The 12,341-nt window shown below is 43.1% G+C and carries 12 protein-coding genes; 11 read left to right on the top strand and 1 reads right to left on the bottom strand.

Annotated elements, in window-relative coordinates; genetic code table 11:
• Nucleotides 1-83 precede the first annotated feature (83 nt).
• The 5 genes from mnmA to J8Z24_RS07655 all read left to right on the top strand — a co-directional run bounded on the left by mnmA (nucleotide 84) and on the right by J8Z24_RS07655 (nucleotide 5,131).
• Nucleotides 84-1,184: a tRNA 2-thiouridine(34) synthase MnmA gene (mnmA, locus tag J8Z24_RS07675; protein ID WP_147390628.1), complete on the top strand. Its 1,101-nt coding sequence runs from the start codon at nucleotides 84-86 to the stop codon at nucleotides 1,182-1,184.
• On the top strand, nucleotides 1,184-1,786 hold the full coding sequence (gene hflD / locus J8Z24_RS07670; RefSeq protein ID WP_128730278.1) for a high frequency lysogenization protein HflD: 603 nt from the start codon (nucleotides 1,184-1,186) through the stop codon (nucleotides 1,784-1,786). Before mnmA ends, hflD begins: the two co-directional genes overlap by 1 nt.
• A 62-nt stretch (nucleotides 1,787-1,848) precedes the next feature.
• On the top strand, nucleotides 1,849-3,219 hold the full coding sequence (purB, locus tag J8Z24_RS07665; RefSeq protein ID WP_128730280.1) for an adenylosuccinate lyase: 1,371 nt from the start codon (nucleotides 1,849-1,851) through the stop codon (nucleotides 3,217-3,219).
• Between the two features lie 133 nt (nucleotides 3,220-3,352).
• A complete protein-coding gene (locus J8Z24_RS07660) occupies nucleotides 3,353-4,540 on the top strand; it encodes a ribosomal protein uL16 3-hydroxylase (protein ID WP_176033606.1) in 1,188 nt (395 codons plus the stop codon).
• A 132-nt stretch (nucleotides 4,541-4,672) separates the two neighbouring features.
• Nucleotides 4,673-5,131, top strand: a complete 459-nt coding sequence (locus tag J8Z24_RS07655) for a GNAT family N-acetyltransferase (protein WP_147390625.1) — start codon at nucleotides 4,673-4,675, stop codon at nucleotides 5,129-5,131.
• On the opposite strand, the gene J8Z24_RS07650 is transcribed toward J8Z24_RS07655, so the two are convergent.
• Complete coding sequence (locus J8Z24_RS07650; protein ID WP_125254129.1) at nucleotides 5,118-5,564, bottom strand: DUF4826 family protein; 447 nt, start codon at nucleotides 5,562-5,564, stop codon at nucleotides 5,118-5,120. The genes J8Z24_RS07655 and J8Z24_RS07650 overlap by 14 nt on opposite strands.
• Nucleotides 5,565-5,811: 247 nt before the next feature.
• Between J8Z24_RS07650 and J8Z24_RS07645 the strand changes: the two genes are divergently transcribed.
• Genes J8Z24_RS07645 through J8Z24_RS07620 form a run of 6 tightly spaced genes read left to right on the top strand, consistent with a single transcriptional unit; the run spans nucleotide 5,812 to nucleotide 12,186 of the window.
• Nucleotides 5,812-6,570 (top strand): MipA/OmpV family protein, encoded by a 759-nt coding sequence (locus J8Z24_RS07645; RefSeq protein ID WP_176033605.1) that lies wholly within the window; start codon nucleotides 5,812-5,814, stop codon nucleotides 6,568-6,570.
• Nucleotides 6,560-7,630, top strand: coding sequence for an efflux RND transporter periplasmic adaptor subunit (locus J8Z24_RS07640; RefSeq protein ID WP_176033604.1), 1,071 nt, complete (start codon nucleotides 6,560-6,562; stop codon nucleotides 7,628-7,630). The genes J8Z24_RS07645 and J8Z24_RS07640 overlap by 11 nt, the downstream gene beginning before the upstream one ends.
• Complete coding sequence (locus J8Z24_RS07635; protein WP_252095560.1) at nucleotides 7,617-10,697, top strand: efflux RND transporter permease subunit; 3,081 nt, start codon at nucleotides 7,617-7,619, stop codon at nucleotides 10,695-10,697. The genes J8Z24_RS07640 and J8Z24_RS07635 overlap by 14 nt, the downstream gene beginning before the upstream one ends.
• Nucleotides 10,678-11,343: a response regulator gene (locus tag J8Z24_RS07630; RefSeq protein WP_128730291.1), complete on the top strand. Its 666-nt coding sequence runs from the start codon at nucleotides 10,678-10,680 to the stop codon at nucleotides 11,341-11,343. Before J8Z24_RS07635 ends, J8Z24_RS07630 begins: the two co-directional genes overlap by 20 nt.
• Entirely contained in the window at nucleotides 11,340-11,972 is a 633-nt protein-coding gene (locus J8Z24_RS07625; RefSeq protein ID WP_252095559.1) for a hypothetical protein, read from the top strand. Before J8Z24_RS07630 ends, J8Z24_RS07625 begins: the two co-directional genes overlap by 4 nt.
• Nucleotides 11,944-12,186, top strand: a complete 243-nt coding sequence (locus J8Z24_RS07620) for a histidine kinase dimerization/phospho-acceptor domain-containing protein (protein WP_252095558.1) — start codon at nucleotides 11,944-11,946, stop codon at nucleotides 12,184-12,186. The genes J8Z24_RS07625 and J8Z24_RS07620 overlap by 29 nt, the downstream gene beginning before the upstream one ends.
• Nucleotides 12,187-12,341: the final 155 nt, after the last annotated feature.

Genomic DNA, 12,341 nt, shown 5'->3' with positions numbered 1-12,341 from the left:
GGGCACTTCACAGACGTGCAATTTGAAGAGATTTAAGTATAATAAGCGCTTTCTTACTGAGCATTAAGATTAATAGCAAAATTATGAGCGATAATAGTCACATTAAAGTTATCGTCGGAATGTCCGGCGGTGTTGATTCTTCCGTATCTGCCTACCTTTTAAAACAGCAAGGATACCAGGTCGAAGGCCTGTTTATGAAAAACTGGGAAGAAGATGACAATGATGAGTATTGTGCTGCAGCTGAAGATCTAAAAGATGCTCAGGCAGTTTGTGACAAGCTAGGCATTGAACTACACACCGTCAACTTTGCCGCCGAGTACTGGGATAATGTGTTCGAACATTTCCTTGAAGAATACAAGGCGGGTCGTACGCCAAACCCAGACATCATGTGTAATAAAGAAATCAAATTTAAAGCATTTTTACAATTTGCTGCTGAAGCACTTGGCGCTGACTATATTGCGACAGGACATTACGTTCGACGAGCCGAGCGCGATGGTAAATTCGCTATGTTGCGTGGGGAAGACGAGAACAAAGACCAGAGCTATTTTCTTTACACGCTAAGTCATGAGCATATTGCGCAAACGCTTTTCCCTGTAGGTGAAATCGCTAAACCAGAAGTGCGCAAAATTGCGGAAGAACAAGGCTTAATCACACATGATAAAAAAGACTCAACCGGTATTTGTTTTATTGGTGAACGCAAATTTAAAGACTTTCTTGCGAAGTTTTTACCAGCGCAACCTGGTGTGATTGAGGATTGTGACGGTAATCATGTTGGTGAACACGAAGGCTTGATGTACCACACGCTCGGTCAGCGCAAAGGCTTATTAATTGGCGGTTCAAAAGAAGGCAATGGTGAACCTTGGTATGTAGTAGACAAGGACATTGAAAGAAATGTTCTGGTTGTAGGTCAAGGAAAGAATCACCCTCGCCTATTCAGTAACGGTTTAAATGCTAATCAACTACACTGGGTTGACCGAGTAGGTCCCCAAGGTACGACACGTTGCACCGTAAAAACACGATATCGACAAACCGATATTCCATGTACGCTTTTAGTCGGTCAAGACGGCATGGCTCGCGTGCTATTTGATGAGCCACAAAAAGCGGTTACACCAGGACAATCAGCGGTATTCTATGCCGATGACGTATGCCTTGGTGGCGGGATCATTGAATCGGTAATAAAGTAATGCAAAATCAATCTGTAATGCCTTTGGCCGCGATGTGCCAAATCAGTAAACTGGTACAAAAATGTGCCCGCTACGGGACATTTAATGATAATGAAGTAGAAGGCTTTCTAAAGAGCATTATTAATACCGCCCCCGAGCGACCTGAAGATGTTTATCCAGATAAATTTGCAATTAAAGCTGGATGTAAAACACTGGTTGAGCAACTTTCTGCGGGCGGTGAGAAAGACGTTGAAATGGTTAAATACGTTGGCGCGATGATGCAACTGGAAAGAGTGTTAACAAACGACAGTAAATCACTCAACTTATTGGCACAAAAAATTGAACAGGTAGAGCGTCAACTTCTACACTTTGACATCTATGAAAGTCAAATCATTGCTTCCCTTGCCGATATATACGGACAAGTTATCAGCCCCTTAGGCCCTAAAATCCAAGTATTTGGCAAGCCTGAACTATTAAAACAACCTGCTACGCAACAAAAAATCCGAGCATTACTGCTAGCAGGGATCCGCAGTGCTGTATTGTGGCGTCAACTCGGTGGAAAACGTCGTCACTTCTTCTTTGCGAAGAAAAAAATCATCAGCGCGGCAAAGAGTTATTTGTAAATTCGTAGTGGCGCCAAAGCCACTCTAAAAGTATCGTTCAAAACAAACAGTTAGGAGTTATTATGGAGCTTTCAGCGTTAACCGCTATCTCTCCTGTGGATGGTCGCTATGGTAGCAAGACTAAAGAACTGAGAAGTATCTTCAGTGAATTTGGCTTGATAAAGTATCGCGTCATCGTAGAAGTTCGTTGGTTACAAGCATTAGCGAGCAGCGACGCCATCACCGAAGTACCAGCTTTCAGCGATGAAGCAAATGCACTTCTAGATAGCATTGTTGAAAACTTCAGCGAAGCAGATGCTGCACGTGTCAAAGAGATTGAACGCACCACCAACCACGACGTTAAAGCTGTAGAATACCTTCTTAAAGAAAAAGTAGCGGATAATGCCGAGCTACATGCTGTTAATGAGTTTATTCATTTTGCCTGTACCTCTGAGGACATCAACAACCTGTCACACGGTTTGATGCTTACAGAAGCCCGCGACAACGTGCTACTGCCTTATTGCGATGAGTTACTCGCTGCGATTAAAGAAAAAGCTGTAGAATACAAATCTATCCCAATGATGACTCGTACTCACGGCCAACCGGCTTCGCCATCAACCATGGGCAAAGAGTTTGCAAATGTTTATGTTCGCCTTCAGCGCCAACGCCAGCAGATCGCAAATGTACAGTTACTAGGTAAAATTAATGGTGCAGTTGGCAACTATAATGCGCATTTAAGTGCATACCCAGATTACGACTGGCATGCTCACAGCGAACGGTTTGTCTCAAGTTTAGGCCTGACGTGGAACCCGTTCACTACTCAAATCGAACCGCATGATTACATTGCTGAACTGTTTGATGCTATCGCTCGCTTCAACACCATATTAATCGACTTTGATCGTGACGTTTGGGGTTATATTGCGCTCAATCATTTCAAGCAAAAAACGATTGCAGGCGAAATTGGTTCATCAACAATGCCACACAAAGTTAACCCTATCGACTTTGAAAACTCCGAAGGTAACCTTGGCATTGCTAACGCTATTTTCGCTCACCTAGCACAAAAGCTGCCTGTATCACGCTGGCAACGTGACCTGACGGACTCTACAGTATTACGTAATTTAGGCGTTGGTATGGGTTATGCGCTGATAGCCTACCAAGCAACGCTTAAAGGTGTTAGTAAGTTAGAAGTAAATGCAGAGCGTTTACTGGCAGAGCTTGATGACAACTGGGAGCTTTTAGCTGAGCCTATCCAAACAGTGATGCGTAAGTACGGTATTGAAAAACCATATGAAAAGCTAAAGGATCTTACTCGCGGTAAGCGTGTCAACCAAGAAATCATGGCTGATTTTATTGATAACCTAGCGTTACCTGATGAAGTAAAATCACAGATGAAAGAAATGACGCCAGCGAACTACATCGGTCGTGCTGAAGCGTTTATTGATGAACTAAACTAAGTGTAAAATCACTCTGTTTTAACACCAGTTCAGCACTATTTAGTCTCAAATGTAGATTTAATCCGCTGTGAATTGGTATAAGATAAGCGAAAGAGTCTGCCTCTTTCGCTTTTTTTATCTCAGGGATCCCCTCATGTATCAACTGCAAATAAATGATCTAACATTCGGCCAATTTCTTGAGCAATATTGGCAAAAAAAACCACTATTGATCAAACAAGGTTTTCAGAATTTTATCGATCCAATTGCCCCGGAAGAACTTGCCGGCCTCGCAACAGAAGACTGTATAGAGTCGCGTATCGTTACTAACCACCAAGACAAATGGGAAGCGTACCACGGTCCATTCGAACAGTTTGAGTTACTAACTGACAGTAACAGTACACTGCTTGTTCAAGCAGTTGATCATTGGCATCCACAAGCCGCGGAATTAGTAGAAGCATTTAGATTTATTCCAAATTGGCGAATAGATGATTTAATGATCAGCTATTCCACACCCGGAGGCGGCGTAGGACCGCATTTAGACCAATATGATGTCTTTATTATTCAAGGACAAGGAAAACGCCATTGGCGAGTTGGCCTTCGTGACGATAGTTTAAAACAGTTCGCTCAAAACAAAAGCCTACTTCAAGTTGAGCAGTTCAATGCAGTCATAGATGCGGTACTCGAGCCTGGGGATATTTTATACATACCACCAGCTTGTCCCCATGAGGGCTATGCTGTCGAAAACGCCTTAAATTACTCTGTCGGTTTTAGAGCCCCAGATCAAAAAGACTTACTTTCTAGCTTCGCGGATCACATTATTGATATGGAAGCAGGCAAGAAAAGATTCAGTGATCCTGATCTATCCCCCCGAGCATCAATAGGTGAAGTAACAGCCTCAGACAAACAGCAGATCCACACTATGCTTCACGATTTAATGAAAGACGATAAACTTTATAGTAGTTGGCTTGGAAAAACGCTAAGCGAGCCAAAGCATGAAATGGACTTAGCCCCCCTCGATCCACCACTGGAGTTACAAGATCTTGATGAAATCGCAATAGAAAACCCGATAATTTATCGCGCAGGTGGCGTGCGAGCAATTTATCAAACCTGTGAGACACATGTTTTGCTTAGCGTAAATGGTGAAAACTACACGTTGAGCCATCATTGTTTAGAGGCAATTAAACAATTGACCGATCATACGACGATAGACTTTAAGGCAATAATTCCTGCTTTAGATAGCTTGGAATTTAAACAAACGTTAACTAAACTATTTAATGATGGGACGTACTTCGTTGAAGACAGTGATCCAGAAGAAACTGACGACGACGATAGCTGGGAGTAACGCCTGTTAGAACAAGATAGTCGCGTTCACAATAACAATAACATACTGCAAGTCTCTGCACTTATAGAGGCTTGTCTGCTCTAACTTGTCATGAACAGGGAATGCAGGTGTAATCTGTATATCGAGGGCAGTATGAGTTATAGAATTAGTCGAGTAAATTGGCAGGCCAAAAAGTTTGAGCTTAAAGCAATACGAGAGCGGGTATTTGTTTGCGAGCTTCATATCCCAAAAGACGTAGAGTTTGACCAACAAGATATTACCGCCGAGCATTTAATTATCATTGATGACCACGATGGTGCCGTCGGCACTGGGCGGTTATGTCAGGACGGTTTGCTTAGTCGGATCGCCATATTCAAATCACACCGTAATAGAGAGGCCTACTCTTCCCTTATTAGTGGGCTCGTTGATATCGCAAAAGATAAGGGGCTGGAAAATATTTATATCCAGTGCATTCTAGATGAAGTACCGGAATTCTTACAATCTGGGTTTTCAGAGCACGGGCACGTTTTTATGGAAGCAGGCATTCCAAGACAGCGCTTGAAATGCCCTATCCAGGCTTTAAAAACAGAGCCATTTACTATGCTTCACTAGCCCAAAGCTCTTCTTTAGCAAATAAGTCGTATAAACCATGCGCTCGGTTAATCAATAAATTTGCAAATTGAGCTTGGGTCTTTTCTACCGGCTTAGTGGCCATAATTTCATCGGCTTTGAGCTGCCAATGAAATGAGAAAGAGCGCAGCGCATCCCTTGGTGTTGCAGCTGCTGAGGACTCAATATGATCAGTGGGTAGGTTTCCGGTAATGACCCAGTACCGCTTTCCATTTTGGCCCTTTATTTTCCAAAGTGCCACTAAAGGTTCTATATAGCGGCATTCTTTTTCTATGATACTTTCAGGCAATATTCCTTTGTCTGCAAGGTGCTTCTGCGCAGCCTGCACACAGCTACGTTGCCATTGAATAGACCGTTCACGCTGTTGCTCCGGCGTCAGCGCTTCTTGTTGTGGTTGATTTTGTTCTTCACTCATTACTTGCCCTTGTTATTCTTATTCAGTAAACCGTAAGGCTACTCTACAGTAGCACCGGTAGATTTAATTCAAACGCGTTGTTCTACGCCTACGAAGTACCCCGATACTAAGCTTTTGCAGACACAACAGCAATGACAACTTATCAAATTAAGGCACAGATGATTATTTTCTATGCTGTAAGTTTCGAGAAAGTTTACTGGCTTACTCTAGCTGCAATGAAAAAACATGAACTTCAAGGAATATCATTATGGCTAGAAAACTACTTAACCTCGTCACCACTATATCTATTATTTGTAGCACACAAGTATTAGCAGACGAGCCACCAGAATCACCGCAACTAAAATGGGGAATTGGTGCAGCAATTATTTCTCAAGACCAAGGCTACGTTGGCATAGGTAATGAAACTGAGTTTGTCCCAGCTGTTGCCATCCAATATGGCAACTTTAGCTTACTTGGACCAAGAGCGAATTATAAGGTCTACCAAACTGAGCAGTTTGAGATCAGCCTTTCTGCACACCTCAGGCTAGACGGCTTTGAGGCAAACGATAGTGATTACTTTATCGGTATGGAAGACAGAGACATGAGCTTCGATGCTGGTTTTGAGATGGAGTACGATACCAGTTTTGGTGAGTTTGGCTTTGAATTTATGCACGATGTCAGTAGCACACACAAAGGTTATGAAGCCAGTGTGAGTTATGGCGTGCCATTTAGATTTGAAGATGGTCGCGTCTTCCCCTACATCGCCGCAAACTTTCAAAGTGAGGATCTGGTTGATTATTACTACGGCGTTCAAGCCACTGAAGCACAGACCAATAGAGCCTTTTATCTTGGTGATTCAAGTACTGCTTTTGAAGTCGGCATACAAAGCGACTGGTTTTTGGGCAAGCATCATATGATTAAAGCTGACATAAGTTACACCAGCTATGGCAGCGAGATCAAAGACTCACCGCTTGTGGACGCTTCAGGCAGCGCACAAATTATTCTTGGATATGTCTATGTTTTTTAAATTCATTTTTTTGTTATTCACTACAGCCCTGCTGGGCTGTAGTGTTGAGCCAAAAGAAGAAGTGGCTGAATACATAGTAAAACCAGAGGTCTTCGAAGCCGTAGAGCTGGTTGAAACGATTCCAACTAAACGTTTTTACAGCACAATTACGGGGAGTGACGTTGTCGATGTCGCCTCACTCAGCACTGCGCGAATAAAGTCATTATCGGCTTTTGCAGGCAAACGAGTTGTCAAAGGCGAAGTGCTTGCTGCACTGTATTCGCCGACTTTGGAGACACAATTACGTGAAAAACAATCTCAGCTTACGAGCGCTCAGCAAGCACAAGCGCAGGCAGAGCGGGATTTTGAACGACTCAAAAAGCTATTTGCTAAAAAGCTCGTTTCAGACTCTGTTTTAGATATTGCAAGACTTGAACTCAATCAACAAGTTCAACAAGTCCGCTCAGCGAAAGTGCTGCTTGAAGAGGCAAGAAACATGTTAAATGAACAGCAGATTGTAGCGCCAAGTGATGGCATCATAACAAACAACTATGCACGTGCAGGGGATGTTGTTGATGCTGGTCAACCCATCTTCCAGTTACAAACACTAACAACATTAAAAGCTGAGTTTCTATTGCCTGAGCAAGAATATATTGATTTAGCTATCAATCAAACCGTTACTATCTATGTGCCATCAATCAATAAAACGTTAACGGGCAAAGTAATCGAGAAAAGCCTGCCATCAATGGCTGTAGGACGTTTATTTAAATTAACCGTGGATTTAAATCATCAAAGCCCTGAATTAGTTGGGTTACTTAGTCGCCTTGAACTTGCAATTACTCATGATCCCCTATTTCGCGTTCCAGCTTCTGCAATTCATTACGACCTGAACAAGCAAGCTTATGTTTTTGTTGCCCAGCCAGAGCTTGAACGGTTTTCTGTCAATGTACTTGGTAACGAAGGAGATAAAGTGTTAGTGACCGCGCCAAGACTTGCAGGTCAAGACGTGCTAGTCACCTCCGCCGCCAAATTGGGGGTGAATTTAGCCATGCTAAGAGGCCAAGATAATGATAAAAAATAGACTGAGTTTATATGCTTCAACACGCTTAGTCCTTGGGCTATCGCTACTCCTCGTTATTACAGGGTTATTCGGTTGGTTTAATGCAAAAAGCCAAGAGGATCCTAGCTTTCCTTATCGCAATGGTTTTATTCAGATAACTAGCCCAGGTCAAAGTGCTACCCAGTTAAATGATAGCATCGTCAAACCACTAGAACGCAGCCTCGCCAAAATTGAGCAAATTAATACAATTCAATCTAGGATCCGTTTCGGTAATGCCACTATTGACATAGAGCTTAACGAGCAAGAATATAACACTGATTTGATATGGCAGCGGATCAAAGAGGAAGTTGCCCCCTTTCGCACAGGGCTAAATGGTGGCTCAATTCAGGTTATGGACAGAGCACAAGATACGCAGGGGATCTTACTTGTCGTTCAGACCGGGAATGGGTTGGCTATGGATCGTAAAATAGCAGTAAAAATACGAGATGAATTACGCCAGCTTGCCGTCGTGAGGGAAGCGACATTAATTGGTGACCCAGGCATTGAACTGGCTATCGGTTATTCTCAACACCGAATGTTAGCTCTGGGGCTCACACCAACAGCCATCGCACAGCAGCTAAGAGATGCCAATAAACAAAATAATCTTGGTGTGCTTTCTAACAATCTCAGTAACCTTGCATTGCTGCCCATTAACCACCTCAACCAAGACGAGAAAATTGCTGATGTACAGCTAACCACACCTGAAGGTGCGAAAGTGCCACTGGATAGCATCGCAGACATCCATTACAGAGCGCAACCAACAGCAACTGAACAGTTTTGGAAAAATGGCGAACAGGTTATCGGGATCGCCCTTTCCTTACCGCCGAATCAAGTAAATATTGAAGCCGCTGGTCATACGATTAAACAAGCCGTGACTGACATCAATACACGATATGACAACACACCGGTGTCCATAGAGATTTTTCAGCCGGATTGGTCAGAGAAACGGCGTGATGGTTTAGTTAATTCGCTTATTCAAAGCTGTATTGGTATCGGTGTCATTCTTCTGCTATTTCTGTCGATACAAAGTGCCGTAATTATAAGCCTGACCGTACCTGCTATTGTCTTATCGTCTATTGCATTATTCACCACTTTTGACGGCGTTATCCACCAGATGACCATTGCCGGTCTGGTACTGTCACTCGGTTTAATGGTCGATAACTGTATTATTATTGCTGAACGACTAAGCCACCATATTAATAAAGGTGTAACGGTAGCAAAAGCAATAACACGCTCGGTCATTGAGTTAAGAAAACCGCTTGCGGCCGCAACCGCCACCACGATTGCTGCTTTTATCCCAATGTTACTTGCCAAAGGCAGTGTTGCAGATTTTATCGCAACAATCCCTATATTGGTGATTATTTGTATCTCTTTGAGCTACCTTGCTGCACTAATACTCATACCCATCTTGTTTGCTCATATTCATGTTTCAAATACTAGACTTGAAAAATGGCAGCGCCACTTCGCAGACGCTCTGTCAAAGCTCGGGTATCATTTATCCGCTCTTGTGCTAAAAAAGCCTGTGATAACGCTCACCCTAGCTGCAGTGCTTGTCACCGCACTACTTTCGTTGCCAAGCGCTAATGGTCAATTTTTTCCAAGCGCGAACCGTAATCAAATATATATCGATGTGCAATTACCGCTCTCTAGTCATATCGACACCACAACTCAAACCGCAAATGAGGTGGCTGATTTTGCCAGTCGCAATAAACACGTCACCGATGTCATGGTTTTTAGTGGCTTTTCAGGTCCAAGGTTTTACTATAACCTCGCACAAAAGCCTGGCGAAACTCATATTGCTCGCGTAGTGGTAACACTTACAGAGGACGTAAATCCGGTTGAATTTTCGCAATCACTAAATAGTGTGCTAATACAGCAATTTCCCGAAGTACTGATCAAAGCCCAAGAATTAGGACAAGGGCCACCAATTGAAAGCCCAATTGAGCTAAGGCTCACAGGCAATGATCAAACCGCCCTATTCAATGCCGCAGAAGCTATGTTTTTAGAACTTCGCCAGCATCCAGAAGTCGTTTCTCCATACAGAAATTATAGTTTCGGTGCGCCCGCTATCAACTTAGACATAGACCAACTCGCTTTGTCTGCTTTTGGGTTACGTCACGAAGAAATAGCTGATTATATCGCTTGGAGAAGCTCAGGGCTGCGGGTAACCACGCTTGATTATAATTTTGAACCTGTAGAGCTTGTTCTCTTTGACCCGAGCTCAACCCAAAGCAGTGTTGATATGGTAAATACACAGGTACTATTGCCCCAATATGCCACCACAGCACTTTCTGGACTGGTATCGGCAAATATTGTCAATGCACCTCCTTTTATTGAGCGACGCAATGGTGAATTTATCATGTCAATAAAGGCGGATGTACTACCTAGCAGTGATGAAGAAAATATATTATTGACATTACAGCCAGCGCTGGAAGGTATAGCCAAACAACACCTTGTAAAGCTTAGCTTTGGCGGCGAACTAGAAGAGTCAGAAGAAGCCAATGGCGCGTTATTACAAACCCTTCCTTTTGGCATCGCACTCTTGTTTGCCGCATTAATGGTGCAGTTTAATTCTTATCGCCTAACCGCCTTGGTTATGCTGACCATACCGCTTGGTATTATTGGTGCACCGGCGATGCTCGCAATTACTGGGATCCCCTTCGGCTTTATGTCAATCTTAGGCGTACTCGCACTCATGGGAATTGTGGTAAATACTGCAATTTTATTGATCGAAAATGCGCTCAACCACTTACAACAAGGCTGTACACTGGAAGAGGCAATTTGCTTATCGGTACAAAACCGTATTCGTCCTGTTATAGTGACCACATTAACCACAATAATCGGCATGTTGCCGTTAACATCAAGCGCCAGCCCATTATGGCCACCATTGGCTTGGGCTGTGATTGGTGGTTTGTTGACCTCAACTCTATTGAGCATGCTGGTATTACCTGTATTACTCAAGCTGATACTTGCAGGCAAGCGTTTCCAGCAAAGCCAGAACATAACACAAAAAAGGAGCTTACAAACGAATGAGAGTGCTAATTACTGAGGATAACCAGCAGCTTGCTGAATTTATTCAACAAGCTATCGCCCAAGATGGTCATGCTGCTGATATTGCCATAACCGCAGCACAAAATACGCAATTGATGCAAAGTTGGCAGTATGACGCTCTCGTTTTAGACCTTGGTTTGCCCGATAAAGACGGGTTAGAGGTCATTCGCGAGATCCGCAAACAACAAAATACGCTACCCATACTTATTCTCACAGCGCGCGGAAGTGTAGATGACCGCATTAAAGGTCTTGATTTGGGGGCTGATGATTATCTCAACAAGCCCTTTGCCATTGATGAGCTAAAAGCAAGGTTAAGAGCACTACTGCGTCGCCCAAGTAGTTACACCGCAAATCTGCTCACCCATAATAATGTGTCGCTCGATACCAAAGCAAGAAGGGTTACCGTCTGTGGTGAAAACTTAACAATGGGAAAAACTGAAGTGGCCATCTTGGAATATCTGCTCCGAAATGCAGGGTTAACGGTGGGTAAAGATGCCTTATATGATGCAATATACGCCATGGGATTTGAAGTAACAGATAATGCAATTCAAGTCGCGGTTCATCGGATCCGTAAAAAATTAGAGTCATCTAATGCACAAACAACCATTAATACCCTACGTGGCATAGGATATATTTTGACATGAAACCGATTTCTTTGGCCAAAAAAATCTATCTGCATTTCTTTATTATCGGTTCCAGCGTATTTAGTTTAATTGGAATAAGTTTGTACTTATTTTCAACTAATTACGCTAACTTAGCCGTAAAAGAAAGTATGTTTGGGATGAGTGAAGATATTCAAGAGCAGCTATCATTTAACAGCAACCGTGAGCTGGTCTATCAATCTGATAATGTTGCAGAAAAGTGGGGATATGACGCTTTATATAACAATTTGGTTTTCAGGGTAACCCATGGCGAAACGAACGAGACACTGCTTCAATCGACGTCCAACATCACTAGTTCTGCGGCACTTCAAGCTTTAATGGACAACCAAGATATTCCTGTTGGCTACTCTCATTTAAAGGGCATAGACCGTTACCGTATAGAAACGGAAATAGATAACGTACCTGTTAATATCTACCTAGGTAGAAACGATCTGCTTGGTGAGCTTGCAAACGAAGCGGTTATGCCTGCACTTAGCCAAGTTTCTATCTTTATTATCATTGCCGCATTTTTTTGTATTTATGCTAGTGGGATACCTTTCGATCCGCTCGATTGTGAAACCAGTAAAAAGTGTTGCGGCACAATTGGCACGAGTAAGACCCGAGCAACTTAACTTTCGCCTGAGCGAGCAAGGTTTACCCGTTGAAATTGTACCTATTGTGCATTCGCTAAACCAAGCAATTGCACGGGTCGAAACTGGGTTTGATGAACAGAAGCGTTTTGTTGCAAATGCCGCCCATGAATTAAAAACGCCGCTTGCTATTTTAAACACGAGAGTGGAGTTGGCAAAACTGGATAAAAAACACCCATGCTGGAATTTTAGCTGATGTTAGCTATATGACTCGGGTGGTACAACAACTACTTGACTTATCGCGTGCCCAGAGTCTCGACGCTTATGCAAAGCAACCACTTAGTATCACCCCTCTGGCAAAAGAAGCTTGTATGATGCTGGCTCCTTTATCTGTTACGTTGAACAAACAAT

The sequence above is a fragment of the Pseudoalteromonas sp. SCSIO 43201 genome (assembly GCF_023716725.1).
Lineage (GTDB): Bacteria > Pseudomonadota > Gammaproteobacteria > Enterobacterales > Alteromonadaceae > Pseudoalteromonas > Pseudoalteromonas peptidolytica.
This window is presented reverse-complemented; position numbering and strand designations above follow the sequence as displayed.